Below are 25,650 nucleotides of genomic sequence, written 5' to 3'. Positions count from 1 at the left end.
GCCCGAGCGGGGAAGAGGTACCCGGCGCTCCACATCTCAGGGCTGGCCCTGATGTCCCGCCCCGCCCCGCTCTCCTAATCTGGAGCTCCGGCACCGCTCCGCGGACGACGTACGGGGGACCACGGGGGAGCACGGGGGACGACGTCGTCTCCGGAGCGGACAGCCGGAACCTCTTGGGCGCGTGGCGTCAGCCGCGCAGGTAGGTGAGCACCGCCATCACGCGGCGGTGCTCCATGAGGTCGGGTTCCAGGCGCAGCTTGGTGAAGATGTTCCGGACATGCGTCTCGACCGTCTTGCCGCCGATGACCAGTTTCTGCGCGATGGCCTCGTTGGACCGCCCCTCCGCCATCAGGGTGAGGACGTCCCGCTCCCGCCCGGTGAGCGTGCCGAGCGGTCCGGCGTGACCCGGCCCCTCCATGAGCCGGGCGACGACCAGGGGGTCGAGGACGGTCTCCCCGGCCGCGACGCGTTCGAGGGAGCCGCGCAGCTCGTCGATGTCGGCGACGCGCTCCTTGAGCAGGTAGCCGAAGCCCTCGGGCCGGTCGGCGAGCGCCTGCACGGTGGCGGAGGTCTCGACGTACTGGGAGAGCAGCAGGACGCCGATGCCGGGGTGCGCCTCGCGCAGGGCGGCTGCGGCGAGCAGGCCCTCGTCGGTGTGGGTGGGCGGCATGCGGATGTCGAGCAGCACCGCGTCCGGCGCGTGTTCGGCGGCGAGCGCGAGCAGCGGGCCCGGGTCGCCGAGTTCGGCGGCCACCTCGATGCCCTCGTCGGTCAGCAGCCGGACGATGCCCTGCCGCAGCAGCGCCGAGTCCTCGGCCACGATCACACGCACGGCAGCTCCGCCCTGATCCGTGTCCCGCCGCCCGCGGGACTGTGTATGTGCAGTACGCCGTCGACGGCGGCGAGCCGGTCGGCGAGGCCCCGCAGCCCGGTGCCGCGGGAGGTGTCGGCGCCGCCGACCCCGTCGTCGACGGCCTCGACGACGAGCCGGCCGTCGTGGTGCCGCGCCGAGACACTGACCGCGCGGGCGCCGGCGTGCTTGGCCGCGTTCGAGAGGGCCTCGCAGACGGTGAAGTACGCGGTCGACTCGACGACGGGGTCGTAGCGCCGGGGTTCGGCCGCGACGACGACCGGCAGGGCGGCCTCCCTGGCCAGCGCGTTGAGCGCGGGGGCGAGGCCTTCGCGGGTGAGGACGGCGGGGTGGATGCCCTGGGCGATGCCGCGCAGTTCCTGGATGGCGAGGCGCAGGCTCGACTCGGCCTCGTCGGCGGCCTCGCGCAGCTTCTCGTCGGGGTGCTCCGCGAGCCCCTTCTGCACCCGGCGCACGGACATCAGCGCGAACACGAGCCGGGCCTGGGCGCCGTCGTGCAGGTCGCGCTCCAGCCGGCCGCGCTCCTCGTCGGCGGCGCGGACGATGCGGGTGGCGACGTCCTTGGCGCGGGTGCGCAGCCACACGTTCTCCAGCGCGAGGCGCAGTGCGGCGGCGACGGACGCGAGCAGTTCGGGGTCCTCGGCGAGCGCGCGGTCGTGGTGGAGCAGGGCGAGCGGGCGGCCGTCGGCGGCGCGGACCGGGGTGCGTCCGGGCCCCTCGGGGTTCACCTCGCGGCCCGACCCGTCCACGTAGCCGCCGCGCTCCTCGCGCCACAGGCCGAGCCGGAGCGTCGGGTCGCCGAGGACGCGCACCAGGGCCTCACGCACGCGCGCGGGGTCGGGGTCGGTGCCGACGTCGATGACGAGCCCGCTGACCTCGGCCCGCTGGAGGTGCAGGCGCAGCAGTCCGCCGAGGAAGGCGAAGGGGACGGCGACCTGGGCCAGGTCGGAGAGCAGGTAGACGGCCTGCTCCCCCAGCGAGCCGACCTCGCCGAACCAGGGGACGACGTAGAAGAGCATGTCCCACATGAGGAAGGCGACGGCGACGCCGATGCCGATCCAGGCGGGGAGCAGGGCGCGGCGGCGGGCGGCGGAGGCGTGTCGCCAGCGCTGGACGACCGCGACGGCGGCGACGACCGAGACCAGCCAGCCGGCCGCGTGGTAGGCGGCGTCGAAGGGGGCGAAGAAGCCGTCCCAGGCCGGTACGTGCAGCAGGTTCGGGCCGCAGTTCCGGCAGTCGAGGTAGGTGGCGCCGGTCTCCCGCGCGGGGTCGAACAGCAGGGTGCGGACCAGACCGCCGACGGCGACGAGCCCGTAGGTGAACAGGACGAGGCGGCGGGTCAGGACGGTGGTGAGGCGGCCCTCGGGGAAGGAGAGCATGAGGTGCAGGAGGATGGCCATGTTCAGCGCCTCCCACCAGGCGCCGAAGGCGAACAGGGCGGGCACGGAGGTGCCCTGGAGGTTGCCGAAGAACCAGGTGATGCCCTCGGCGACCATGAGCCGGCCGGTGTGGTTGGCGGGCCTGCGCCGCCAGGCGACGAGACCGGCGACGACGTACGCCCAGCCGACGGCCAGGTCGCGCACGAGGTCGCTCGCGGACGCGCCGGCTCGCGCGTAGGCCCAGGATCCGACGCCGCCGGACAGCACGGCGAGGGCCGCGGCTCCCGTCAGCTGGAACCGAACCGTCCGCTTCCCCTGACTGTCCACGGTCACACGTTAAGCCATTCCTGAGAAGGGCACGGAAGCCGCCCCCGCGCGGACGCGGGAGCGGCTTCTGTGGCGGGCGCGGGGACCGTCAGACGGTCGCGAGCGGCACCGGGAACGTCGGGTACTCGACGCCGGAGACGTGCTGGACGACCCGGATGACCTGGCACGAGTAGCCGAACTCGTTGTCGTACCAGAGGTACAGGATCGCGTTGTCGCCGTCGACCTTGGTGGCGCCGGCGTCGACGATCGAGGAGTGACGCGAGCCGATGAAGTCGCTGGAGACCGCGTCGGGCGAGTCGGTGAAGTCGATCTGACGCTTGAGCGGCGAGGTCAGCGAGATCTGGCGGAGGTGGTCGAGGACCTCCTCGCGCGAGGTCTCACGGCCCAGGCGCAGGCTCAGGATGGCGATCGAGACGTCCGGCACGGGGACGCGGATCGAGGAGCCCGTGATCGGCGCCTTGAGGTCCGGGAGGGCCTTGGCGACGGCGGAGGCGGCACCGGTCTCGGTGATCACCATGTTGAGCGGCGCGGAGCGGCCGCGGCGGTCGGCCTTGTGGTAGTTGTCCAGCAGGTTCTGGTCGTTCGTGAACGAGTGGACGGTCTCCACGTGACCGCGCAGCACGCCGAACTCGTCGTCCATCGCCTTGAGCGGCGGCACGATCGCGTTCGTGGTGCAGGACGCGCAGGAGATGACCTGCTCGTCGGGCTTGATCATGTCGTGGTTGACGCCGTGCACGATGTTCGGCACGTCACCCTTGCCGGGCGCGGTCAGGACGACCTTGTCGATGCCCGGGCGCAGGTGCTTGGACAGGCCCTCGCGGTCCCGCCACTTGCCCGTGTTGTCGATCAGGATCGCGTCGTTGATGCCGTACGCGGTGTAGTCGACCTCGGAGGGGTCGTTCGCGTAGATCACCTTGATCGCGTTGCCGTTGGCGACGATCGTGCTGTTCGCCTCGTCCACGGTGATGGAGCCCTGGAACTGGCCGTGGATCGAGTCGCGGCGCAGCAGCGAGGCGCGCTTGACGAGGTCCTGCTCGCCGCCGCCGCGCACGACGATGGCGCGCAGGCGAAGGCCCTTGCCGGAGCCGGCCTTCTCGATGAGCAGGCGGGCGACGAGGCGGCCGATGCGGCCGAAGCCGTAGAGGACGACGTCACGGCCGGAGCTGCGCTCGGCCTTGTTGGCACCGGTGGCGCCGGCTACGGCCTCGGCGGTGAACTCGGCGATGCTCAGACCGCGCTCGTCGGTCTTGTACGTCGCGGCGAGCATGCCGATGTCGATCTGCGAGGGCCCGAGGTCGAGCGAGGTCAGGGCCTGCAGGAACGGCATGGTCTCGATGACCGAGAGCTCCTCGCCGGCGATCTGCCGGGCGAAGCGGTGGGTCTTGAGGATGCTGACCACCGACTTGTTCACCAGGGAGCGGCTGTGCAGCAGGACGTTCACGTCCCGCTCGCGGTGCAGCTTCCCGATGATCGGGATCATGGATTCCGCGGTTTCCTCGCGGGTGTTCCAATTGGTGAACGAGTCGTCGTTGACAGTCACTGGCACATCTTTCGAGCTAGGCGGCGCTCATATGCTAACCCGACCGTCCGCCGGCCCGACGTCGGCCCCTGCCCCGGGCGCCTCGCTCACCGGTCGGCGAAGGCGCCACCGGGCCCGAAGACCCGCTCGGCGAACCGCTCCCCGATGCGCCGGTGGGCGGCGGCGTCCGGGTGCAGTTCGTCGGGCAGCGGCAGTTCGGCGTAGTCCGCGGCGCCGTACAGGTCGCGCCCGTCGAGCAGGTGCAGACGGCCGTCGCCGGCGGTGCGGCGCTGCTCGACGGTGCGGGCCAGCTCCTCGCGGACGGCCTCCAGGGTGAGCTTGCCGTACGCGCGCTCCGCGGGGTCTCCGAGCGCGGTGAACTTCAGCTGCCCGTCGGCGAGCGAGGAGAAGTCGGGGGCGCCCGGGCCGGGGGTCTTCTCGTGGATCGGGCAGAGGATCGGCGAGACCACGAGCAGCGGGGTGTCGGGGTGCCCCTCTCTGATGGTGTCGAGGAAGCCGTGGACGGCGGGGCCGAAGGCGCGCAGCCGCATCAGGTCGAGGTTCACCAGGTTGATGCCGATCTTGACGCTGACCAGGTCGGCGGGGGTGTCGCGCAGGGTGCGGGCGGTGAACGGGTCGAGGAGGGCGCCGCCGCCGAAGCCCAGGTTCAGCAGCTCGACCTCGGCGGTGGACGCGGCGAGCGCGGGCCAGATCGCGGTGGGGCTCGCGGCGTCGGAGCCGTGGCTGATGGAGCTGCCGTGGTGCAGCCAGACCGGGCGGCCGTCGCCGGGCAGCGGCTCGACGGGGGCGTCGGCGCGCAGGGCGACGAGCTCGGTGGTCTCGTTGTGCGGCAGCCAGATCTCGACGTCCTTGACCGTGCCGGCGAGGCCGTCGAAGCGGAGGGTGCCGGGCGCGCCGGGCGTGTGCGCGAACGTGCCCTTGCTCATGTCGATGGTGATGACGTGGCCGCCGGGCACGGCGCCCTGCGCGAGGAGCCGGCCGTCGACGACGAGGTCGTAGACGCCGTCCGGGCGGGGCGGCACGCCGACGTAGGCGCGCTTGGTCGGCAGTGTGTCCAGTTCCACAACGGTGGCGCGGGTGCGGAACGCGACCCGGACGCCGGACGGCTGGGACTCCGCCATGGCGAGCTGCCCGTCGGTGTTCTGGGCGCGGGCCCACGCGGGCAGCCGGTGCGGCAGCAGCCCGCCACCCTCGGTGCGCTCCGCTTCGAGGGCGCCGCGCAGGAGTGCGGGAATGAGGTCTACGGGGGTGAGGGGCGGGGTCATGGCGGCCTCTCTGTGGGGGTAGGCGCCCTAGGACGCGTTCGGGGTGGGCCAGTTGCGCAGGAGGGCGTCGAGGGCGTCGAGGGTGCGGGCCCACGACTCGTCCGAGTCGGGCGCGCTGTGGCTGAAGCCGCCGGACGACTCGAGGCTCACGTAGCCGTGGAAGACGCTGCCGAGCAGGCGCACGGCGTGGGTCTGTTCCGGCTCGTCGAGGTCGTAGCCGCGCAGCACCGCCCGCGTCATCCGGGAGTGCTGCGGGCCCGCGCTCGCGGCGGCGGTCTCCGGGTCGAGTCGGAACTGTCCCGCCGTGTACCGGCCGGGGTGCTCGCGGGCGTAGTCGCGGTAGACGTTCGCGAGCGCGACGAGGGCGTCCTTCCCGGCCCGCCCGGCGAGGGCGTCGACGGCGCGGTCGGCGAGCTCCTGGAGCACGAGCAGCGCGATCCGCACCTTGAGGTCGTGGGAGCTCTTCACGTGCGAGTAGAGGCTCGCGACCTTGACGTCGAAGCGGCGGGCGAGCGCCGAGACGGTCACCTGCTCGAAGCCGACCTCGTCGGCGAGCTCGGCGCCCGCCTCCGCGAGCCGCTCCGCGTTCAGTCCCGCACGCGCCATGACGCCCCTTCCGCGATCCTCCGAAGTTCCGAAAACAATTATGCGTTTGCCTAAAGCTTTTAGGCAACTTAGCCTCGGTCTTATGAAGCCACTGACCGAGCAAGAGATCCGCGCCTCGTTCGTGAACTGCACCAAGGGCGAGGCAAAACGCCTGTCCGTGCCGCACGATCTGGCCGACCGCCCCTGGGACGACCTGGACTTCTTCGGCTGGCGCGATCCGCAGGCCCCCGACCGCGGCTATCTCGTCGCACCGCTCGCCGACGGTCTGCGCGGCGCCGCGCTGCGCACCACGCACGCACCCTCGGGGCAGAACCGCCGCAGCCTGTGCCGGCTGTGTCTGACCGCGCACACCGGTGGCGTCTCCCTGATGGTCGCCCCGAAGGCGGGCAAGGCCGGCAAGCAGGGCGACTCGGTCGGCTCGTACATCTGTGACGACCTGGCGTGTTCGCTGTACGTACGCGGGAAGAAGGACGCGGGGATGGGGTCGCGGCTGCCCGAGACCCTGACCCTGGAGGAGAAGATCGAGCGCACCTTGGGGAACCTGACCGCGTTCTTCGCGAAGATCACCGCATGAGAAACGCGTCGAGGCCGCACCCCGCGCGGACGCGGAGCCGGCCTCGACGGGGTGTGACGCGTCAGTTGCCCGGCGCCGGGGAGGCCGTCTTGTCCGCCTCGATGTCGAACTTCATCTGCTTGCCCTCCACCGAGGTGACCTTGACGGAGACGCCGATGCTGCTGCCGTCGCTCGCGGTGAGCGTGCACCGGCCGGTGGCCCCGACCTTGCCCTCCAGGTCCTCGGGGCAGGTCACGTCCGGCTTGGGCTGACCGGTCTGCGCCGCGAGCGTGGTCGCGATCTTGTCGGCGACCTTCTCCTTGGACATCCTGGGCGTCGAGGAGCCCACGTGGGCCTCGACGGAACAGCCGGCGAGCAGCGCGCAGGCGGCCACCGCGACGAGGGCCGGGACACCTGCGGACAGTCGGGGCTTGATCATGAAGGGGTTCTCCGTCGAACGGTCGCGGGAGCGAATCTGTGGCTGGGACCACGGCAGCCTAGTGGCTGCCGCGGCGGCTTCGCGGGCCGACCGGGTCAGATCCTCAGCCGGTCGAAGGTCACGAGCCCGCGCGCCCCGCTGCCCCCGCCCGCCGCCGTCATGAACGCGCCCACGTCCTGCGCCGCCCCGGCCCGCGCGAGGCTCGCCGTCCCGACGGTGGTCCAGGTGGCCCCGCCGTCGGTGCTGAACTCCCCCTTGTACGCGGTCCCTTCGCGCGTCAGCCGCAGTTCGACCGGCGCCGCGACCGAGCCGCCGCCCGCGGAGAGGAACGTCTCCAGACGGCCGTTGCCGTCCGCGTCCCAGCTCAGGACGGCACCGTTGGCCGGAGTGAGGGCCAGGTTCACGAATCCGGCCGCGCCGTTCGTGGCGAGGTCGTCGCGGACGACGAGCCCGGCGCGTGCCCAGTTGCCGGTCCGGTCCTGCGAGAGGATCCGTACGGACGCGGAACCGCCCGTGGCGAGGGCGCCCGCCCGGTACACGGCCCCGAACTCGTTCGTCCCGCCCCACAGATCGGCCCCGCCGCCCTCGATGGCGAACGTGTCACCGGACTGTCCGAACACCGCGCCGTTGAACGACACGGTCCGGTACGGGTCCTGGACGGCGCCGCCCGCCATGACGCGCACTCCGGCGACGGCCGCGCCCCGCTCCCGGCCCGACCGGTACGCGGCGTCGACGCGGATCCGGGCCACGATCTCGGCGGGCGTCCCCGTCAGCGTGAGCGTGAAGCGACCGGTGAAGGTCGCGCCGGGCGCCACGGAGTCGGCGGTCACCGGCCCGTCGGGCACCGCGGTCAGCCCCTCGGGCACGTCGAGCGCGAGCGTCACGTCACGGGCCGCCGTGAAGCCGTTGTGGTTGGTGAAGACGACCTCGACGCCGGTGGGGTGGCCGGCGGAGACCGTGCCCTGAAGGGCCTTGGCCCGCACCGACGCCTGGTCCGCACTGTCGGCGAGCGTGTCGTGGACGCGGCGGGCGAGCGCGAGGATCGACCCGGTGGTGCGCGTCGGGTGCGTCTCGTGGCCGTGCGCCCAGCGATCCTCCAGCGCGAACCAGTCGATCTCGGCGGGCCGCTCCCCCGACGCGAGCGCGGCGGACAGCGTGTCGAAGTACGTCTTCCAGCGCTCGCGGTAGAGGCCGCCGACGAGCCCGGCCCACTCGCGGTTCGCGTAGTCGTGCAGGCCGCCGTCCTCGCTGCCCGAGCGCCCGCCCCAGGTGGTGACGAGGGACCGGGCGTCGTACTCCAGGCGGTCGCGCTCGGCGGCGTCGGCGCCCCAGGCGCGCGCGTCGGCGATCCAGCGGCCGAGGAGGTGCTGCTCGGAGGTGGCGAGGGCCTGGTCGAGGAGGTCCGTCCAGGTGAGCCAGGTGCCGGTCAGCCGCCGGAACAGGGCGCGGTCCCCGGCCTCGTAGGCGGACTTGATCTGTGGGAGCAGGATGCGGCTGCGGTTGGAGAGCACCTGTCGGGTCACGTCGAGCAGGTCGTACCGGTAGGCGCTGGAGCCTCTCAACTCGGGTGCCACGGCCAGCAGTTCGGTCAGCGCCCGGTCGAAGGCGGCCAGGTCGTAGCGTGCCGCGGCCGGGCTCCACGACGCCGCGTTGGTGGCGGTCAGGGAGGGGCGCGCGCCGAACAGGCCGTCGGGCGCCTCGCTCCAGGAGTCGGTGCGCCGGGTCCCGTACGCGGTGCGGCGCAGCACCTGCCAGGCGGCGGCCGCGTGCGGGTCCTCGCCCCCGTACCGGGCGGCGGCCCACCGGTCGAACCACTGCTCCAGGTCCACCGTGCCGGAGGTCCAGGCGAGGTCGGAGAGCAGGGCGAGGGCGGCCGGGTTGTTGTCGGCGCCCTCCGGCATCGCGGCGATCCCGGACAACTTGCTGCCGGCCTTGTCGCGCCAGCGCGGGTAAGTCTCCACCCAGTCAGGGGTGTTGGCGCCCAGGGCGGTGTGCCCGCCGAAGTTCCAGATGCTGCCGTACGCGTACGGGGCGCCGGCCCAGTCGCGTTCGCGGTCGGTGACACTCGGGAAGCGGTCGGAGAGGCCGTCGACGACGAGCATCCGGGAGGTGTCGACGGCCTCGACGATCTCGCGGCGCGGATTGTTCTGCCAGCCGAGCAGCGCCCAGACCGCACCGGGCCTGGCCTTCTGGAGGCAGGCCTGGACGGCGCGCGCGGCGTCGCCGACGGGCACGTCACCGGCCCGCCCACCCTCGTGCAGCAGGTCCATCTTGTACATGCCGCTGGAGCCCAGCCGGTCGCCGAGCCGGGCGTAGAACTCGGCGCCGACCTCGGCGAACGCGGGCGTGCGCGGGTCGAGCCAGTCGGGCCGCTCGAAGCCGACCCAGGTGCCCTGCGGGACGACCTTCGCGCCGGGGTTGCGGTCGGGGAAGCCGCCGGGGACGGTGCCGAAGTATCCGGGGAACACGGGGGTCATGCCGAGCTCGCGGACCCGGTCGGCGACCTTGCGGCCAAGCTCGGCGCGGCGCTCCACCAGGCCCCGGCTGACGGGCCCGCCGAAGCCCGACATGTTCTGGAGCAGCCACCAGGGCTGGTGCGCGGGCGCGGGGATCCAGGCGAGCAACTCGGCCTCGGAGTAGCCGAAGCGGCGGAAGGTGTCGTGGTAGACGGCGTCCGCGCCGAGCGTGACGAGCACCTCGTTGAAGCCGTGCAGGGCGAGCACGTCGAGCTCGCGCTGCCAGGCGTCCCAGTCCCGATACGGCCCGGTGTAGCCCTCGTTGGTGTCGTTGAAGGCGAAGCGGTGGGCGACGTTCGCGCTCGCGGCGATCTCGCCGTCCGGCGCGGGGAGCCGCTGCGGCAGGTCGAGCTGCTCACCGTTCCAGGTGACGGACGCGTGCGCGGTCTCGCGGAGGTAGGCGTGCACTCCGGCGAGCAGGACGGCGGGGCTCGTCCCCTCGACGACGACGCGTCCGCTCGTCCCGGTGACCCGGTAGCGGTCGGCGGCGCCGGCGACGGGCCGCAGGACGAACTGCCCGTGGTGGCCGGGGAGCAGGCGGCGCAGCGCGGACTCGGCGGGCCCGGTGTCGAACCGCCCGCCGGACGCGGCCGGTGCGGCGCCGGCGCCGGGTGCGGGCAGCACGAGGAGGGCTCCGCCGAGGGCGGCGGTGCCGGTGAGCAGACGTCTGCGGGTGACACCTCTGTGGTCGTTCACATGCGTCCTTCCGGGGCGGCCCGCCGATGCGCGGCGGCAGACGGCAGGGAGAGGATGCAAGAACTTGATCGATCCATCCATTTTTCAAACAGGAACACTCAGGTGTCAACGGGTCGGTCAATGGGTGGTCGAGACCTGTTCACACCGCTTCCCAGGCCCGCCCGACGACCACGTCGTACGGGGACGTCCCGGCCCGCGCCTTCGTCAGCGCCTCCTCGACACCGGGCAGCGGCCGCTCCCAGTCCGCGGCCGACCACCCGTCGAGCAGGGCCGTGATCGTGCGTCCGCGTCCGGCGTCGACGTGCACGAACTCCCCGGTGACGACGGCCAGTACGGCCTCGTCGAGCGCCTCCAGGATGCCTGCGGAGCCGTCGTCGCAGGCGTCGCAGCCGCAGTCCGGGACCAGGGCGGCCGGCACGGCGGGCTCCCCCGCGCCGACCGTCAGCACGGTCCGCGGCACGCCGTCGATCGCCCCGAACCCGAACAGGAGCGGCACCGCGCCCGTGCCGCCGAGGGGCCGCAGCCGTACGGCCTCGTCCACGGAGGCAGCCGGATCCCCGCGCCACAACGCTCCGGCGGCCTGCGGGATCCGTTCCTCCCGCGCGAGCCCGAGCCCGCACAGCGCGCGCGTCCACGCCTCGGCGCGGGCGGCGAGGACGCGGTACTTCGCGGGATCGAGGCAGCGCGAGTACTCCTCGTCCGACGGCTCCCGGTCGGCGTGCGGATCGGGCCAGGGCGGGGTGTCCGCCCCGGTCTCGGAGAACGCCTCGTCAACAGCCCTGAGCAGTACGGATCGGTCCATGCCGGGGACCTTACGCGGGCGCCGCGGAGGCTCCGATTCCGTCAGGCACGACGTAGGGTTCGAAGCGGCCGGCCGCGGGCCGGCGGCGTACGGGAGACACGGGGAGGAGCGGCGATGGCGGACGCGGCGACAGGGTCGTGGAGTTCGGAGCTCACGTCGGTGGTGGTGTACGCGCGGGGCGCGGTGTGCGTGCGCCTCGCCCGGGGCACCGTCCCGGCGGACGGCCGGGTCCGGGTGGCGGGACTGTCGCGCACCCTCGACCACGGTTCGCTGCGGGCCCGGGTGCTCGACGCGTCCGGTGTCCGCGTGACCGAGGCCCGCGTCGTCGTCGAGGCCGAACCGCCCGCACCCCAGGCCCCCGAGGACCTGCGGCGCGAGGTGGAGCGCCTGCACGAGGAGCAGCGCGCGGCCCAGGTCCGCCGGGACCGCCAGAGCCGCCGGATCGACGAGGTCGCGGCCCTGCGGCCGGTGGCGCCGCCGCGCAGGCGGGACGACCCAGCGCACCGGCGCACCCCGGTCGGCGCGTGGCTGGAGCTCGCGGAGTTCGTCGACGCGCGCCTGACGACGCTGCACGCCGGACTGACCGAACTGGACGAGCGGCTGCGGGTCCTGGAGCACGAGATCGACCTGGCCACGGACCGGCTGGAGCGCGCCTCGACGGACGCGCCGTCGTCCCCCGTCCCGACCACGGTCGCGGCCGACCTCGTGCTCTCGGGGCCCTCGGGGCCTTCCGGTGAGGTCTCCGTCGAGCTGGAGTACCGGGTGCCGGGCGCGGTCTGGGTCCCGTCCTATCGGCTGACGCATCTTCAGGGCGAGGGCGGCGGCCGACTGGTGCTGCGCGCCTCGGTCGCCCAGCGCACGGGCGAGGACTGGACCGGCGTGCGCCTCGGTCTGTCCACGGCCGATCTGCACCGGCCCACCGGGGTGCCGGTCCTGCGCTCGGTCCGTATCGGCCGCAGCCAGCCCGTTCCGGCAGCGTCCGGCTGGCGGGAGCCGCCGGCGGGGCTCGGCGAGCTGTTCGCCGGGTACGACGGGGCGGGGCCGCGACCACTGGCACCCGGGGCTGCCATGGTCGGCGGGGCGGCTGACTTCGCCGAGGACTTCGAGCTGGAGCCCGCCTCCATGCCCGACACCGCGCCGCAGCGTGCCCGTCGCGCGCGGGCCGGGGGCGCCCGGCCGAGGGCCGCCGGATTCAGCGCACCGCCGCCCCCCGCGCCGGCCGCGCCCGGCGGAATGCCGCCGGCGTACGGCGGCGCCCCGGTGCCTCCGCCGGCCCCCGGCGGACCGGTCCCGGCCGCACAGCCCCTGGCCGGAAGCCCCCTGCCGCCTCCCCCTCCCCCGCCGCCCGGCCCTCCGCGGCCGAGCGACGCCGAGCTCGACTACGCGGATCTGGTCCTGGCCGGCCCCGAGGCCCCGGCCGCCGACCGCGGTCTGCTCGCGCCCGGCACCCCGGCCGACCCCGTGGCCGTCCAGTACCGGCGCCGCGCCCAGTCCGTGTCCGCGCTGGCGCTGCCCGCCCACGCGGTGCGCCCGCGCGAGTCGGCCGGTTCCTTCGACCACCGCTACGACGCCCAGGGTCCCGCCGACATCCCCTCCGACGGCACCTGGCACACCGTCACCGTCACGGAGCTGCCGGTCGGTCTGCGCACCGAGTACCTGTGCGTGCCGTCCGTCGAGGAGACCGTGTACGCGACCCTGGTGGTCTCCAACGCCACCGACCAGGCGCTCCTGGCGGGCCCGGTCGACGTCACGGTCGACGGGGACCCGCTGCCGACCACGGCGCTGCCCACGCTCGCGCCGGGCGGCACCGGCCGGGTCGGGCTCGGGCCCGCGGAGGCGATCCGGGTCGCGCGCCGCACCGAGCAGCACGAGTCGACCGCGGGTCTGCGGAGCACGACGACCGTGCTCACCCACCGCGTCCACGTGGAGCTGGCCAACCGGCTGCGGCGCCCGGTCACCGTGGAGGTCCGCGAACGGGTCCCCGTCACCTCCGAGTCGGACATCCGGATCGAGGAGCACGCCGACTGGACCCGCCCGGCCGACGGCGAAGGCCCCGACCGGCACGCCCCGGGCACCCGCCTGTGGCGCGTCGAGGTCGCCGCGGGCGACACCGCCGTGCTCGACGGCGGCTACGAGATCCGGATCCCGGCCGCCAAGGCCCTCACCGGCGGCAACCGGAGGAGCTGACCCATGACGCAGAACATCCCGTTCGACGCCCCGCTGCCCGTCACCGCCGTGACGTGTCTGGAGGACCGCGCCCAGATCGAGCGCACCACCGAGGTCGAGCTCCCGGCCGGGGTCCACCGGCTGCGCCTCGGTCCGGTCAGCGCGCTGGCCGTCGACCGCAGCCTGCACGCCGAACTGACCGGCGCCGACGACGCCTCCGTCCTGGACGTACGGATCGTGCGGGCGTGGACCCCGCGCGGCCCCCAGCCGCCCACCGAGGACGACTCCCCGCTGCGCCACCGGCTCCACGCCCTCACCGAGGAGCAGCACACTCTGGAGCAGCGCCGCGACCGGCTGACGGCCCGCCTGGACGTGCTCGCCAAGCTGGCCGCGGACCTCCTGCGCGACATCGCCGAGGGCGCGGGCACGGGCGAGAGCGAGCCGGAGCGCTGGGCCGAGGAGCTGGACCGGGTGGACGCCGAGCGCGCCACTCACGAGGACGAACTCACCACGGTGACCGGCCGCCTGAGCGCTGTGGCGACCGAACTCCACGAGATCCACCGGGTGTTGAACCTGTCCGAGTCCGAACCCCCGTCCCTGACCGCGCACGTCGAACTCACCGTCGAAGCCGCGGCACCCGGCCGCGCCGCCCTCCGCCTGACCCACCTCACCCCGTGCGCCCTGTGGCGCCCCGCCTACCGCGCGACCCTCGACGGCGGCGAACTGACCCTCCGGACCGACGCGATGATCTGGCAGCGCACGGGCGAGGACTGGTCGGACGTGTCCCTGACCCTGTCGACGGCCCGCTCCACCCGCGCGACGACCCCGCCCCGGCTCGTCGAGGACCGCCTCACCCTGCGGGACCGCTCGACGGAGGAGCGCCGCACGGTCGCCGTCGCCGTGCGCGAGGAGGACATCAGCGACGTCGGCCCGCTCGCGGTGTCCGGCCTGCCGGGCGTGGACGACGGCGGCGAGACCCGCGTCCTGCACGCCCCTACCCCGGCGTCCGTCCCCTCGGACGGCCGCGCCCACCGCGTCCCGCTCACCACCGCGACGGCGCAGGCCCGTACGGAACAGGTCTGCGCCCCTGAGCTCTCCCCGCTGGTCACCCAGGTCGCCCGCTTCACGAACCCCACGGGCCACGCCCTGCTCGCGGGCCCCGTCGACCTGATCCGCGGCAGCGGCTTCACGGGCCGCGGCACGCTCCCCTTCACGGCCCCCGGCGCACCCCAGGAACTGTCCTTCGGCACGGCGGACACCTACCGGGTCACGCGCGAGACAGAAGAGTCCCGCGACACGACCACCCTGACCCAGCGCACCGTGATCACCCGCACGGTCCGCCTCCACGTCTCCCGGTTCTCACCCCCCGGCGAGACCGCCCCCGAGACGATCACCCTGCGCGAGCGCGTCCCGGTCTCGGAGGTCGCGAACGTCGACATCCGCCTCCGCAAGGAGTCCTGCACCCCGCCCCCGGACACCCTCGACACGGAGGGCATCGCCCGCTGGGACCTCACCCTGCCACCGGGCGGGCGGGCGACGGTGACGCTGGTGTACGAGGTGGTGGCGGGGGCGAAGGTGACGGGCTTGTAGGCCCGGTCCGGGTCGGCGTCGGCGTCGGCGCTGGCCGGGCTTCAGCGCCGCTCCGACTCCTCGCCCACGTCCGACATCTCCCCCGCGAGCGCTTCCTCCCCCACGCCCGGCTCCTCGCCTGCGCCGCCGTCGGCATCCGGCCCGGCCGCACGGCGACGGCGGCGCGCCAGCACGACTCCACACACCGCGAGAGCGAGCACCACGACCCCGGCCACACCCAACGCGGTGTGCCGGGTGAACAGCCACCGCAGGAAAGCGAGCGCCCCCGTCCCCACCAGCCCGTACAGCGTGGCCCAGGCCGCGCCGCCGACGAAGAGGGCGGGGAGGTAGCGGCGCAGGGGCATGCGGAGGGTGCCGGCGACGAAGTTGACGGCGGTCTGGAAGCCGACGGTCAGGAAGGAGACGGCGACCACGGGCATCCCCCAGCGCCGGATCGCCCGCTCGGCGCGCTCCAGCCGGGCCGCCGGGATCCGCTCGGAGAAGCGGCTGCGCCGCACGCCGGATCCGACGAACCAGCCGGCCGCGAACGTCGCCCCGGCGCGCAGCAGGATGACGGCATACAGCCCGGCGACGGTGAGTACGGCCCCGTCCACGACGCTCCTCATTCCCCCGTGCGCTCGGTCAGGTGGCACGGCACGCCGACAGCGCATCGAACAGCGATTCTACGGACGCCGCCCCGGTTGCCCCGCGCCCGGGTCCGGCGGACGGCCTGATCGGAGCGCAGGGCGGCGAAGAGTGTGGCACGCGGGGCCGACGGAACCAGGTAACGTCTTCGCCATGTTCTTCCAGACGCCGATTTACGAGTGAGCGCGACGGGCCGCCGTTGACGCCTGTCGGCGCCGCGCCCCTCCTCCACCGATGAATCCGTAGCTCACTTCACCTCACCACCGGGAGAACCCGTGACCGACAGCAAGAACATCAACAACCCCGTGGGCCAGGGCGGCGGCCCGCGCAAGCGGCTGTCCCGCGCCGAGCGCCAGAACAACGGCCCGCACCGCAACCGCGACCGCGAGAGCGCCGCCGAGAAGAAGGCCGAGCTGCTGCGCAAGATGCGCGAGAAGGCGAGCGGGGCCGAGGGCACCGCGCAGGCGGGCGACGACACCGCCCAGAGCTGACGCACCGCCGCCCCGGGCCGGCACCGCACGACAGCAGGGCCCGGACCGCGCTATGCGGTCCGGGCCCTGCTGTCTGTCGGGGGGGGGGCTTCCCGCCACACCCCCGGAACACGGCGAAGGCCGCCCTCTCACGGATGAGAGAACGGCCTCCGACCTGCGTTTCCGCACAGTCGGGACGACAGGATTTGAACCTGCGACCCCTTGACCCCCAGTCAAGTGCGCTACCAAGCTGCGCCACGTCCCGATGCCCGCTGACCTGGGCTTTCGCCCGGCCGAACGTGCACGGAAACCATACCGCACTCCGGGCCGTGGTCGCGCATCCCTTTCCGTCCCGGCAGGCCGCGGGGCTGTCGGCACACGGTGATCAGCGCGAACGTACGCCCCCACCGGGTCCAGTCACGGGCACCTAACCTGTGGCCCATGGGGTGGGAGTGGGACGAGGCGGAGTATCTCGACTGTCTGCGGTCGGAGCGGCGCGCGTACGCGTGGGTGATGCGGCACCACGGCGGTCTGTCCCCAGCGCGGGCCGAGGAGGCCGCCGCGGCGTGCTACCCGTACGAACCGGCCGACGCCCCGTACCGCGGGCTCGTCTTTCATGACGAGGCGTGGCACTGGGCGATGCTGGCGATCCACGGTGGCCAGTACGTGACGGAGCGGCCCGAACTGGTCGACCCCCCGGCCGCCTACCGGGCCCTTGAGTAGGCTCCCGTCTTCATGAGCATGTTGATGTCCCGGGTCCGGGCCGATCCGACCCCCGGCACCGTCGCGGTGCTCGTCGCGGTCTGCGACCTGCTGGTGTGCGGTGTGCTGCTCCTGGTGGGGCTCGGCGCGATCGGGACCGCGCCGACCACCGGGGCCGAGGAGAGCGCCGCCTGGGAGGCGGCCGGGTGGCTGTACGCCGGGTGGCTGATCGGTGGGCTGGTGCTGTTCGCCGTGCTGTGGAAGGTACTGGGGGCGCTCGTGCACGTCGCGGCGATGCTGGTGTCGCCGTTCGTGGTCGTGTTCCTGCCGCTCGGGGTGTCAGCCGTTCTCCGGTGAGGACCTGGCGCAGGCCTTCGCCGGTTGGGTCTGGGGCGTGCCCGTGCGGACCGGTGTCGCGTCGACGCGGACCAGGCCCCTGATGGCCGGGACCGCCAGCAGCATCGCCCCGACCAGGACCGTCACCGCGCCGCCGGCGAGGAGCACGTGATGCGTGCCGAACAGGCCCGCCGCCGGGCCCGCCAGCGCCTGGCCGACCGGGGCCATCGCGAGGGAGCCGGCGACGTCGTAGGCGTGGATGCGGTTGAGGACCTCGCGCGGGACCTGGGTCTGAACGCTGGTCGCCCACATGACGCCCCAGAACGACGTGCCCGCGCCTGCCACCGCGCAGCCGGCCATCATCCACGGCACGGACAGGCCCGCGCCGACCGTCGCCGGGAAGAGCGCGAAGCCGAACAGGGCGAGGGAACCGGCGCGGAGCATCCGGCGAGGGCGCAGGCGCAGGGCGATGAGGCCGCCGACGACGGTGCCCGCGCCGAGGGCCGAGTTGATCAGGCCGTAGACCCGGGGGCCGTGTTCCTGCGTGACCTGGGTCGCGACGAGCGGTACGGCGGGGCCCGAGGCGCCCACCATCAGGACGCACCAGATCGCGATGACACCCCAGAGCCAGGTCCGGGAGCTGAACTCCCGCCAGCCGACGACCAGTTGACGCTTGAATCCCTCGCGCGGGGCCTGGTCGTCCACTGGGACGGGCGGCAGGCGCAGCAGGAGAAGGCACAGGGCGCTCAGGGCGTACGTGGCGGCGTGCGCGGCGAAGACGAGGCCCGGGGAGGCGAAGGCGACGAGCATGCCCGCGACGGCCGGGCCGGCGAGCTGGGCTCCGGACTCGGCGACGCGGATCGCGCCGTTCGCCGCCTGCACGTCGGCGGCGAGGCGGGGCACGGTGCTGGCGACGCCGGGCTGGAAGAGGGCGGAGGCCGCGCCGTTCACCGCGCCGATGACGCAGATCTCCCAGAGGACGACGTGCCCGGTGAAGAACATGACGGCGGCGAGGGACTGCGAGATCAGGCGGGTGACGTCGGCGCCGATCATCAGCAGCCGTGTGCTGAAGCGGTCCGCGAAGACGCCGCCGAAGATCACCAGTCCGGCGAAGCAGCCGACGGACGCCGCCATCGCGAGGCCGACCGCGCCGGCCCCGTATCCGTACTGGAGCAGTCCCGCCGCGAGGGCGACGGGCAGCATCGTGTCGCCGAGCTTCGCCACGGCCCGTGCCGTGAAGAACAGATTGAAGTCGCGGGACCAGATCCCGCGCCGTCTCCCCTTCTCAGCGCTTCCGGCCGGCCCCGGGTCTCCTCCCGGCTCCCCCGGCTGCTCTGGCTCTCCTGGTTCCCGCGTACCGTCCCGCCCCCGTGACGACCCGCTGCTCATACCCTCCGGCTCCTCCCCGGTGCCGCGCCGCGCACGGCCGCACCGCCCGATCCCACCCCGCGGGCCGGATCATGCCACGCGGGCCGGGAAGGTCGCCGGGGATTTCAGTCCGTGGCCGGGCGGCCCAAGTGCGGGTGGGAGTCGAGGAGTCGGGTGGGGGCGGCCTGGCGCCAGGAGTCGGCGAGGATGTCGCGCAGCTCGTCGGTGTCCTCCAGCGCGGCGAGGCGGACGCGGACCCAGGCGAAGGCCGCCTCGTGGTCCGCGATCCAGAACTTCTCCGGCTCGGCGAGCACCAGCTCGTCCCGCTCCTCCTTCGGGCAGCGCACCGCGATGGAGGTCTCCTCCTCGGGCAGCGTGGCGAACATCTTCCCCGCCACCCGGAACGTGGGCATGCTCCAGGCGACCTTCTCCGTGGTGTCCGGGAAGGAGAGGGCGATGGTGCGAACGTCTTCTGCGTCGGGCATGGAAGGAACCGTAACCAAGAGCACTGACAACGGCCCGCGTTCACGACGCGGCCGGCCGGAGCCGGGTGCGGCCGGTTCAGGGCAGGCGCTTGTCCAGCCAGGCCGTCAGGTCCGCCTGCACCTCGTCGCGGTTGGTCTCGTTGAGGATCTCGTGGCGGGCGCCCTCGTAGCCCTTCCAGGTGAGGTCGGTGACGCCGACGTACCGGAGGTCCTCGAGGAGTTCGTGGACGAGGGTCATGCGCTGGTTGCAGGGGTCCTCGGTGCCGACGGCGATGTGGACGGGCAGGTCGGTGGGGATGCAGGCCACGTTGGCGGGTTCGTTGATGCGGCGCACCGCGCGGACCCAGTCCAGGGACAGGCCGGCGGAGAACGGGAAGCCGCAGCGGTCGTCGGCCACGTAGCGGTCCACCTCGTCCGGGTCGCGCGACAGCCACTCGAAGCCCGTCGCGTCCGGCTCTCCTTCGTACGGCGTGTTGAAGGAGGCGAAGAGGTCCGGGACGTACGAGGAGATCGCGGCGCGCCCGCGGTCGGCGATGTCGGCCTCCAGGGCGGTGATCGAGCCCTCGTTGTCGGCGCCGGGCAGGGAGCGGAAGGTACCGGAGAGGATGAGTCCGGCGAGGTCGTCGGCGTAGCGCTGGGCGTAGTCGCGGGCGAGCATCGAGCCGAGGCTGTGGCCGAGCAGGACGAACGGCACGTCGGGGTGGAGGGCGCGAGCCTGGTCGCCGATGGCCTTGAGGTCCTCGACGATCGACAGCCAGGCGTCGACAGTGCCGGGTGCGGCGTCGTCGGTGACACCGTGGCCGCCGGTGGTGGCGGCGGTCGCGCCGTGGCCGCGGTGGTCGGAGGCGATGACTCCGTAGCCGTGGGCGGTGAGGTGGCGGGCGAAGCGGTCGTAGCGCAGGGCGTGCTCCGCGGCGCCGTGGGCGATCTGGACGAAGGCGCGGGGGCGGGCGCTGTCGGGCTGCCAGGTGTAGACGGCCACGGCGGCTCCGTCGCCGGTGGTCAGCTGGCTCGTCACGTAGGCCGGGTCGGTGGCTGTCATGGGCGGCTCCGCGATCGGGGGGGGGCGGGACAGGGTGCATCTCCCCCGTCGCCGCCGTACCCATACCTGTCGTCCGGTCGGCGGGCGGGAATGTCAGAGGCGGCGTCTAGCGTGGGGGCGTTCGTGATCAACGATGCGGGGTGGGTGGCGAGGGTGCGGGAATCGGTGCTGATGAGCTTGCGGGAGGTGTCCTCGCGTAGCGCCGGGGTGGACGTGCTGGGGGATCTGCTGAGCGAGGGGCAGGCGGCGCACCACATCGTGCGGGACCCGGAGACGGGGCGCGTGTACGCGACGGAGTCGTACGACCCGCCCGACGAGATGTACGCCCTGGCCCCGTCCGAGGAAGCGCTGCGCCGGATGCTCGCCGCCGTGTCCGACTTCGAGGCGCTCAGAGGGCCGTTCTCCGGGCTGCGCGGGCGGTTCGGGCTCGGGGCGGTCAAGGAGGCGGCCCGGCTGCTGAGTGCGTCCTTCACCGGGGAGGACTGGGGAGCCGACGGCTGGGACCGCGCGGAGGAGGGCCCGCAGGAGTGGGTGCACGGGCTGCCGGTGGTGTGGCGCATCCAGGCCTGCGTGAAGCCGCTGGCCTTGATCGCGGGGCCCGGGCGGGGGCTGCGGATGGATCTGGCGGCGGACGTGCTCACGAACATCTTCGGGGTGGAGGGGGTCCGGCGCTTCACGCCCGGCGAGCTGCCGGAGGCGCTGACGCACGCGCCGACGCGGCGGTTCCTGACGGAGGTGGGGCTGCCGTCGGACGTCTCGCTCTTCTACCCCACCGGGACGGAGGACGACCCGCTGTGCACGGTGGCCGAGCATCGCGCGGCCATCGCGCGGGATCCGCAGCTGCGGCGCCACTTCGAGGACGGTGCGAGCCATCCGGTGATCCCCGACGCCGACCGGTTCGTCCTGCTCGGCGGCACTCCGCAGGACGTCGACGTCGTGGTCGACGGCAGAACGGGCGAGGTGTTCTCCACGTCGTTCCTGGGCGACGACCTGACCGCGATGAACGCCGACGTCTCCACCCTGGTGTTCGCCCTCTGGATGTACGGCACGGTCGAGGCGCTGGAGAAGCCCCACGCCCTCAAGGGAGACGACACCGACTCCCACTACCACTTCCTGGCCGACGCCCTCGTCGAGGTCCTGGAGTCCGTCGACCCGGTGGCCTGTCTGCCGGAGACCGGGCCCGAGGACTACCGGTACTGGCCCGAGGTCTGGCACGACGAAGCGGGCGGCGTGCTGTAGCGGGGACGGCGTCAGCCCCGCGCCGCCTCGCCCAGCGCCTCCAGGACCGGCCGGATCAGCGGATGCGCCTCCGCCCCGTGGCGGACCGCCGCGAAGACCTTGCGGGTGGGGGCCGCGCCGTCGATGGGGCGGACGACCGTCTGGGCGAGGTCGACGCCGATGAGGGCCGAGCGCGGGACGAGGGCGACCCCGGCGCCGGCCGCCGCGAGGGCGATCACGGCGCGGAAGTCGTCGGAGGAGTGCTCGAACTGCGGGGAGAAGCCGGCGTGCTCGCAGGCGAGGACCACCACGTCGTGGCACGGATTGCCGGGGTAGGGCCCGATCCAGGTGTCCTTGGCCAGCTCGGCGAGCGGCACCCGCTCCGTGTCCGCGAGCCGGTGCGCGGCAGGCAGCACCGCGTCGAAGGGCTCCGCGTACAGCGCGACGCGGGTGATGCGGTCGTCGTCCGCGCCGGGGGCGCCCCGGTACTCGACGGCGACGGCCACGTCGATCTGCCGCTCCAGGAGCATCGGCAGGCTGGCGTCGCCCTCGGCGTCCCGCACCCGGACCCGGATGCCGGGGGCGGACGCGGTGAGGCGGGCGAGGGCCGGGCCGACGACGAGGCCGATGCCGGTCGCGAAGGAGGCCAGCGTGACGGTCCCCGCCTCGCCCGTGCTGTACGCGGCGAGCTCGGCCTCGGCCTTCTCCAGCTGGGCGAGCACCGCGTTGGTGTGCGTCAGAAGGATCTCGCCGGCCGGGGTGAGCCGGACGCCGCGGGCGCCGCGCTCGACGAGCTTGTGCCCGGTCTCCTGCTCCAGGGCCGTCAGCTGCTGCGAGACGGCCGAAGGGGTGAGATAGAGCGCGGCGGCAGCCGCGGTCACGGTCCGGTGGTCGGCCACCGCCCGGAGGATGTGCAGCCGCCGCGCTTCGATCATGTACCCGATTGTCGCAAACCGGTCAGCCGAGCTGGGCGCGGGCCTCGACGAAGGCGTCGACGGCGCGGTTCACGTCCTCCGTGGAGTGCGCGGCCGACAGCTGGACGCGGATCCGGGCCTGGCCCTGCGGGACGACCGGGTAGGAGAAGCCGATCACGTAGACGCCGCGCTCCAGGAGCAGCTCGGCCATGCGGCCCGCGACGGCCGCGTCACCGATCATGACGGGGGCGATGGCGTGGTCGCCGGGGAGGATGTCGAAGCCCTCCTCCGTCATCCGGGTGCGGAACAGCTTGGTGTTCGCGGCGAGCTGTTCGCGCAGGTCACCGGCGGACTCCAGGAGGTCGATGACCTTCAGGGAGGCGGCGGTGATGACCGGGGCGAGGCTGTTGGAGAACAGGTAGGGGCGCGAGCGCTGGCGCAGCAGGGCGACGATCTCGGCGCGGGCGGCGACGTAGCCGCCGGAGGCGCCGCCGAGGGCCTTGCCGAGGGTGCCGGTGATGATGTCGACGCGGTCCATGACGCCGTGCAGCTCGGGGGTGCCGCGACCGCCGGGGCCGACGAAGCCGACGGCGTGCGAGTCGTCGACCATGACCATGGCCTCGTAGCGCTCGGCGAGGTCGCAGATGTCGACGAGCGGGGCGACGTAGCCGTCCATGGAGAAGACGCCGTCGGTGACGATCAGCTTGCGGCGGGCGCCGGCCTCGTCGGCGGCCTTGAGCTGGGCCTCGAGGTCGGCCATGTCGCGGTTGGCGTAGCGGAAGCGCTTGGCCTTGCTGAGGCGGATGCCGTCGATGATCGAGGCGTGGTTGAGGGCGTCGGAGATGACCGCGTCCTCGGCGCCGAGGATCGTCTCGAAGACGCCGCCGTTGGCGTCGAAGCAGGAGGAGTAGAGGATCGTGTCCTCCTGGCCGAGGAAGGAGGACAGGCGCGCCTCCAGCTCCTTGTGGACCTCCTGGGTGCCGCAGATGAAGCGGACGGACGCCATGCCGTAGCCCCAGCGGTCGAGGGCGGCGTGGCCGGCGGCGATGACCTCGGGGTGGTCGGCGAGGCCGAGGTAGTTGTTGGCGCAGAAGTTGAGGACCTCGCCGGGGCGGCCGCCCGCGGTCACGCCGACGGTGGCGGACTGGGGGGTGCCGATGACGCGCTCGGGCTTGTGCAGCCCGGCGGCGACGATCTCGTCGAGGGTGGTCTGGAGGTCGGCGCGTACGTTGTCGAACATGCGAGAAATCCTTAGAGGGGTGAGGAGTTCAGGGACGCGGGGGCCGGGCCGAGCTCAGGCGGCGCTCCAGTCCAGGATGACCTTGCCGCCCTTGCCGCTGGCCGCGTCCTCGAACGCCGCGTCGAAGTCGGTGTACGCGTAGCGGCCGGTGATGACGGGGGCGAGGTCGAGGCCGGCCTCCAGGAGGACCGACATCGCGTACCAGGTCTCGAACATCTCGCGGCCGTAGATGCCCTTGATGGTGATCATCGAGGTGACGATGCGGGCCCAGTCGACGGCGAACTCCTGCGCGGGCAGGCCCAGCATGGCGATCTTGCCGCCGTGGGTCATGTTGGCGAGCATGTCGCGCATCGCGTGGGGGTTGCCGGACATCTCCAGGCCGATGTCGAAGCCCTCGCGCAGGCCGAGCTCACGCTGGCCGTCGGCGATGGAGGACTGCGCCACGTTCAGGGCCAGGCTGACGCCGACCTTGCGGGCGAGCTCCAGGCGCTCCTCGCTGACGTCGGTGACGACGACGTTGCGGGCGCCGGCGTGCTGGGCGACGGCGGCGGCCATCAGGCCGATGGGGCCCGCGCCGGTGATCAGGACGTCCTCGCCGACGAGCGGGAAGGACAGGGCGGTGTGCACGGCGTTGCCGAACGGGTCGAAGATCGCGGCGACGTCGAGGTCGACGGGGACGCGGTGCACCCACACGTTGGAGGCGGGCAGCGCGACGTACTCGGCGAAGGCGCCGTCACGGCCGACGCCGAGGCCGACGGTGGCGCGGCACAGGTGGCGGCGGCCGGCGAGACAGTTGCGGCACTTGCCGCAGACGAGGTGGCCCTCGCCGCTGACGCGGTCGCCGACGGTGATGTCGCTGACGTCGCGGCCGGTCTCGACGACCTCGCCGACGAACTCGTGGCCGAGGACGAGCGGAGCCTTGATCGTCGACTGCGCCCAGCCGTCCCAGCTGCGGATGTGCAGGTCGGTGCCGCAGATGCCGGTGCGCAGCACCTTGATCAGCACGTCGCCGGGGCCGATGGAGGGGTCGGGCACGTCGGTGAGCCAGAGTCCCGGTTCGGCCTTCTCCTTGACCAGCGCCTTCATCGGTACGGCTCCTGTCGTCGCGCACGCGGGCAGCACGCAGCGGCCCGCACACGGGGAAGAGTGAGTGGAGGTGACGGCCGTCGGGCCGCCGCCCCGGACTCTTCCGTACCACGGCGGCTCAGGTCCATCGAGGATTTCTTAAGCGGCGCCGAAGCTTTCCTACAGGCCCGGGCCGTGACGCCCGGGCCGGCCGCTCGTTCGTTCGATCTATCGGGTCTGGCCGCCCTCGAAGTAGGCGATCAGCTCGGGGTCGAGCGGGGGGACCTCGCGGGGGGTGCCGCCGGCCCGGAGGGACTCGGTGGCGCGGACGCCCGCGGCGACGGCCATGCGGGCGGCGACGGGCGAGGTGTCGGTGGTGCCGCCGTCGCGGACGAAGCGGAGGAACTCGTCGATGAGCAGCGGGTCGGCGCCGCCGTGTCCGGCGTTGTCCTCGGCGTCCGGGACCGGGTACGCGGCGTCGGGCTCGTCGCGGTAGGTGGAGCGGCGGGTGTTCCAGACCTTGACCACTCCCCCGGGGCCGTCGCCGAAGTTCTCCAGGCGGCCCGCGTCGCCGATGACGGTGTAGTTGCGCCAGTAGTCGGGGGTGAAGTGGCACTGCTGGTAGGCGGCGAGGACGCCGTTGTCGAGGCGCATGTTGACGAGGGAGACGTCCTCGACGTCGATGACGGGGTTGAGGCCGCGCTGGGTGGCGGGCGGCCAGTGGCCGTCCTTGGTGTACCAGTCGTCGTGCTTGGGCTCGCCGGGTGCGCGGCGGTGCGGGTTGTCGCCGTAGACCATGAGGTCACCGAGGGCCTGGACCTGGCGGGTGTAGCCGCCGGCGAGCCAGTGCAGGACGTCGATGTCGTGGGCGGCCTTCTGGAGCAGGAGGCCGGTGGTGTACTGCCGCTCGGCGTGCCAGTCCTTGAAGTACCAGTCGCCGCCGTAGCCGACGAAGTGGCGCACCCAGACGGTCTTGACCTCGCCGATCTCGCCGCGGGCGATGATGTCGCGCATGAGGCGGACGACGGGCATGTGGCGCATGTTGTGGCCGACGTAGAGGCGGGAGCCGGTCGCGTGGGCGGTGCGCAGGAGGCCGTCGCAGCGTTCGACGCTGATGTCGAGGGGCTTCTCGACGAAGACCGGCTTGCCGGCCTCCAGGGCCTCGCGGGCGACGTCGGCGTGGGTGTGGTCGGGGGTGAGGACGAGGATCGCGTCGACGTCGGGGTCCTCCACGACCTTCTTGTGGTCGCTGGAGACGAGTGCGCCGGGGAAGGCGAGCGCCGCCTCCGTCCGCGCGGCGGCGTCGTGGTCGGCGAGCGCGGTGACCCGGGAGCCGGCACCGGGCCGGTGCGCGGTGCGCGCGATCGAGCCGCGCAGTCCGTAGCCGAGGACGCCGAGGCGCAGGTCGGAGGGGGCGTCGGTCATGGCGTAACCGC

General features: G+C 73.4%; 23 protein-coding genes and 1 tRNA gene. 7 read left to right on the top strand and 17 right to left on the bottom strand.

Features of this window, described 5'->3' with window-relative positions:
• Positions 1-187: 187 nt before the first annotated feature.
• The 5 genes from ACZ4E1_RS21460 to ACZ4E1_RS21440 all read right to left on the bottom strand — a co-directional run bounded on the left by ACZ4E1_RS21460 (position 188) and on the right by ACZ4E1_RS21440 (position 5,988).
• Positions 188-832 carry a response regulator transcription factor gene (locus ACZ4E1_RS21460; protein WP_467541420.1) on the bottom strand — a complete coding sequence of 215 codons (645 nt, stop codon included), beginning with the start codon at positions 830-832 and terminating at the stop codon, positions 188-190.
• The gene (locus ACZ4E1_RS21455; RefSeq protein ID WP_467541418.1) at positions 823-2,577 is read right to left on the bottom strand and encodes a sensor histidine kinase; all 1,755 of its coding nucleotides are present in this window, start codon (positions 2,575-2,577) and stop codon (positions 823-825) included. Before ACZ4E1_RS21455 ends, ACZ4E1_RS21460 begins: the two co-directional genes overlap by 10 nt.
• Positions 2,578-2,665: 88 nt before the next feature.
• Positions 2,666-4,117: a glyceraldehyde-3-phosphate dehydrogenase gene (locus ACZ4E1_RS21450; RefSeq protein ID WP_467541416.1), complete on the bottom strand. Its 1,452-nt coding sequence runs from the start codon at positions 4,115-4,117 to the stop codon at positions 2,666-2,668.
• A gap of 86 nt (positions 4,118-4,203) precedes the next feature.
• Positions 4,204-5,382 (bottom strand): SGNH/GDSL hydrolase family protein, encoded by a 1,179-nt coding sequence (locus tag ACZ4E1_RS21445; RefSeq protein ID WP_467541414.1) that lies wholly within the window; start codon positions 5,380-5,382, stop codon positions 4,204-4,206.
• Positions 5,383-5,409: 27 nt separating this feature from the next.
• Complete coding sequence (locus ACZ4E1_RS21440) at positions 5,410-5,988, bottom strand: TetR/AcrR family transcriptional regulator (protein WP_467541412.1); 579 nt, start codon at positions 5,986-5,988, stop codon at positions 5,410-5,412.
• An 82-nt stretch (positions 5,989-6,070) separates the two neighbouring features.
• Between ACZ4E1_RS21440 and ACZ4E1_RS21435 the strand changes: the two genes are divergently transcribed.
• Complete coding sequence (locus tag ACZ4E1_RS21435; protein WP_467541410.1) at positions 6,071-6,562, top strand: FBP domain-containing protein; 492 nt, start codon at positions 6,071-6,073, stop codon at positions 6,560-6,562.
• A gap of 61 nt (positions 6,563-6,623) precedes the next feature.
• Here the strand turns inward: ACZ4E1_RS21435 and ACZ4E1_RS21430 are convergent, their stop codons facing one another.
• From ACZ4E1_RS21430 to ACZ4E1_RS21420, 3 genes are all read right to left on the bottom strand, one after another.
• The gene (locus ACZ4E1_RS21430) at positions 6,624-6,980 is read right to left on the bottom strand and encodes a DUF4333 domain-containing protein (RefSeq protein ID WP_467541409.1); all 357 of its coding nucleotides are present in this window, start codon (positions 6,978-6,980) and stop codon (positions 6,624-6,626) included.
• 95 nt (positions 6,981-7,075) lie between these two features.
• A complete protein-coding gene (locus ACZ4E1_RS21425) occupies positions 7,076-10,192 on the bottom strand; it encodes an alpha-N-acetylglucosaminidase (protein ID WP_467541407.1) in 3,117 nt (1,038 codons plus the stop codon).
• Positions 10,193-10,331: 139 nt separating this feature from the next.
• The gene (locus tag ACZ4E1_RS21420; RefSeq protein ID WP_467541405.1) at positions 10,332-10,994 is read right to left on the bottom strand and encodes a DUF6226 family protein; all 663 of its coding nucleotides are present in this window, start codon (positions 10,992-10,994) and stop codon (positions 10,332-10,334) included.
• 114 nt (positions 10,995-11,108) lie between these two features.
• Here ACZ4E1_RS21420 and ACZ4E1_RS21415 point away from each other — a divergent pair, with 114 nt between their 5' ends.
• Together ACZ4E1_RS21415 and ACZ4E1_RS21410 are read left to right on the top strand one after the other, a co-directional pair.
• A complete protein-coding gene (locus ACZ4E1_RS21415; protein ID WP_467541403.1) occupies positions 11,109-13,181 on the top strand; it encodes a DUF4139 domain-containing protein in 2,073 nt (690 codons plus the stop codon).
• Positions 13,182-13,184: 3 nt separating this feature from the next.
• Positions 13,185-14,750, top strand: a complete 1,566-nt coding sequence (locus ACZ4E1_RS21410) for a mucoidy inhibitor MuiA family protein (protein ID WP_467541401.1) — start codon at positions 13,185-13,187, stop codon at positions 14,748-14,750.
• Between the two features lie 41 nt (positions 14,751-14,791).
• On the opposite strand, the gene ACZ4E1_RS21405 is transcribed toward ACZ4E1_RS21410, so the two are convergent.
• Positions 14,792-15,343, bottom strand: coding sequence for a DedA family protein (locus ACZ4E1_RS21405; RefSeq protein ID WP_467541399.1), 552 nt, complete (start codon positions 15,341-15,343; stop codon positions 14,792-14,794).
• Positions 15,344-15,649: 306 nt separating this feature from the next.
• Here ACZ4E1_RS21405 and ACZ4E1_RS21400 point away from each other — a divergent pair, with 306 nt between their 5' ends.
• Positions 15,650-15,865 (top strand): DUF6243 family protein, encoded by a 216-nt coding sequence (locus tag ACZ4E1_RS21400; protein WP_467541397.1) that lies wholly within the window; start codon positions 15,650-15,652, stop codon positions 15,863-15,865.
• A 170-nt stretch (positions 15,866-16,035) separates the two neighbouring features.
• Here ACZ4E1_RS21400 and ACZ4E1_RS21395 read toward each other — a convergent pair.
• Positions 16,036-16,109, bottom strand: a tRNA-Pro gene (locus ACZ4E1_RS21395).
• A 176-nt stretch (positions 16,110-16,285) separates the two neighbouring features.
• Between ACZ4E1_RS21395 and ACZ4E1_RS21390 the strand changes: the two genes are divergently transcribed.
• Both ACZ4E1_RS21390 and ACZ4E1_RS21385 read left to right on the top strand, forming a co-directional pair.
• Complete coding sequence (locus ACZ4E1_RS21390; RefSeq protein WP_467541395.1) at positions 16,286-16,567, top strand: hypothetical protein; 282 nt, start codon at positions 16,286-16,288, stop codon at positions 16,565-16,567.
• Between the two features lie 12 nt (positions 16,568-16,579).
• Positions 16,580-16,903 carry a hypothetical protein gene (locus tag ACZ4E1_RS21385; RefSeq protein WP_467541393.1) on the top strand — a complete coding sequence of 108 codons (324 nt, stop codon included), beginning with the start codon at positions 16,580-16,582 and terminating at the stop codon, positions 16,901-16,903.
• On the opposite strand, the gene ACZ4E1_RS21380 is transcribed toward ACZ4E1_RS21385, so the two are convergent.
• From ACZ4E1_RS21380 to ACZ4E1_RS21370, 3 genes are all read right to left on the bottom strand, one after another.
• The gene (locus ACZ4E1_RS21380; protein WP_467541391.1) at positions 16,886-18,106 is read right to left on the bottom strand and encodes an MFS transporter; all 1,221 of its coding nucleotides are present in this window, start codon (positions 18,104-18,106) and stop codon (positions 16,886-16,888) included. The two genes, ACZ4E1_RS21385 and ACZ4E1_RS21380, sit on opposite strands and share 18 nt — an antisense overlap.
• A gap of 269 nt (positions 18,107-18,375) precedes the next feature.
• Positions 18,376-18,735 carry an MmcQ/YjbR family DNA-binding protein gene (locus ACZ4E1_RS21375; RefSeq protein ID WP_467541389.1) on the bottom strand — a complete coding sequence of 120 codons (360 nt, stop codon included), beginning with the start codon at positions 18,733-18,735 and terminating at the stop codon, positions 18,376-18,378.
• Between the two features lie 76 nt (positions 18,736-18,811).
• Entirely contained in the window at positions 18,812-19,777 is a 966-nt protein-coding gene (locus tag ACZ4E1_RS21370; protein WP_467541387.1) for an alpha/beta fold hydrolase, read from the bottom strand.
• Positions 19,778-19,963: 186 nt separating this feature from the next.
• Here ACZ4E1_RS21370 and ACZ4E1_RS21365 point away from each other — a divergent pair, with 186 nt between their 5' ends.
• Positions 19,964-21,016 carry an SUKH-4 family immunity protein gene (locus tag ACZ4E1_RS21365; protein WP_467541385.1) on the top strand — a complete coding sequence of 351 codons (1,053 nt, stop codon included), beginning with the start codon at positions 19,964-19,966 and terminating at the stop codon, positions 21,014-21,016.
• 11 nt (positions 21,017-21,027) lie between these two features.
• Here ACZ4E1_RS21365 and ACZ4E1_RS21360 read toward each other — a convergent pair whose 3' ends face one another.
• The 4 genes from ACZ4E1_RS21360 to ACZ4E1_RS21345 form a co-directional block, all read right to left on the bottom strand.
• Positions 21,028-21,930 (bottom strand): LysR family transcriptional regulator, encoded by a 903-nt coding sequence (locus ACZ4E1_RS21360; protein WP_467541383.1) that lies wholly within the window; start codon positions 21,928-21,930, stop codon positions 21,028-21,030.
• 22 nt (positions 21,931-21,952) lie between these two features.
• A complete protein-coding gene (locus tag ACZ4E1_RS21355; RefSeq protein ID WP_399127288.1) occupies positions 21,953-23,149 on the bottom strand; it encodes a glycine C-acetyltransferase in 1,197 nt (398 codons plus the stop codon).
• 54 nt (positions 23,150-23,203) lie between these two features.
• A complete protein-coding gene (gene tdh, locus ACZ4E1_RS21350) occupies positions 23,204-24,235 on the bottom strand; it encodes an L-threonine 3-dehydrogenase (RefSeq protein ID WP_467541381.1) in 1,032 nt (343 codons plus the stop codon).
• Positions 24,236-24,442: 207 nt separating this feature from the next.
• Positions 24,443-25,639 carry a Gfo/Idh/MocA family protein gene (locus ACZ4E1_RS21345; protein ID WP_467541379.1) on the bottom strand — a complete coding sequence of 399 codons (1,197 nt, stop codon included), beginning with the start codon at positions 25,637-25,639 and terminating at the stop codon, positions 24,443-24,445.
• Positions 25,640-25,650 lie beyond the last annotated feature (11 nt).

The organism is Streptomyces sp. NPDC025806 (assembly GCF_055558275.1).
This window is presented reverse-complemented; position numbering and strand designations above follow the sequence as displayed.

Coding starts and splice junctions, on each gene's coding strand:
- ACZ4E1_RS21445 (WP_467541414.1), bottom strand. CDS start 5,382: ATGACCCCGCCCCTCACCCCCGTAGACCTCATTCCCGCACTCCTGCGC.
- ACZ4E1_RS21440 (WP_467541412.1), bottom strand. CDS start 5,988: ATGGCGCGTGCGGGACTGAACGCGGAGCGGCTCGCGGAGGCGGGCGCC.
- ACZ4E1_RS21435 (WP_467541410.1), top strand. CDS start 6,071: ATGAAGCCACTGACCGAGCAAGAGATCCGCGCCTCGTTCGTGAACTGC.
- ACZ4E1_RS21430 (WP_467541409.1), bottom strand. CDS start 6,980: ATGATCAAGCCCCGACTGTCCGCAGGTGTCCCGGCCCTCGTCGCGGTG.
- ACZ4E1_RS21420 (WP_467541405.1), bottom strand. CDS start 10,994: ATGGACCGATCCGTACTGCTCAGGGCTGTTGACGAGGCGTTCTCCGAG.
- ACZ4E1_RS21415 (WP_467541403.1), top strand. CDS start 11,109: ATGGCGGACGCGGCGACAGGGTCGTGGAGTTCGGAGCTCACGTCGGTG.
- ACZ4E1_RS21410 (WP_467541401.1), top strand. CDS start 13,185: ATGACGCAGAACATCCCGTTCGACGCCCCGCTGCCCGTCACCGCCGTG.
- ACZ4E1_RS21390 (WP_467541395.1), top strand. CDS start 16,286: ATGGGGTGGGAGTGGGACGAGGCGGAGTATCTCGACTGTCTGCGGTCG.
- ACZ4E1_RS21385 (WP_467541393.1), top strand. CDS start 16,580: ATGAGCATGTTGATGTCCCGGGTCCGGGCCGATCCGACCCCCGGCACC.
- ACZ4E1_RS21375 (WP_467541389.1), bottom strand. CDS start 18,735: ATGCCCGACGCAGAAGACGTTCGCACCATCGCCCTCTCCTTCCCGGAC.
- ACZ4E1_RS21370 (WP_467541387.1), bottom strand. CDS start 19,777: ATGACAGCCACCGACCCGGCCTACGTGACGAGCCAGCTGACCACCGGC.
- ACZ4E1_RS21360 (WP_467541383.1), bottom strand. CDS start 21,930: ATGATCGAAGCGCGGCGGCTGCACATCCTCCGGGCGGTGGCCGACCAC.
- ACZ4E1_RS21355 (WP_399127288.1), bottom strand. CDS start 23,149: ATGTTCGACAACGTACGCGCCGACCTCCAGACCACCCTCGACGAGATC.
- tdh (WP_467541381.1), bottom strand. CDS start 24,235: ATGAAGGCGCTGGTCAAGGAGAAGGCCGAACCGGGACTCTGGCTCACC.
- ACZ4E1_RS21345 (WP_467541379.1), bottom strand. CDS start 25,639: ATGACCGACGCCCCCTCCGACCTGCGCCTCGGCGTCCTCGGCTACGGA.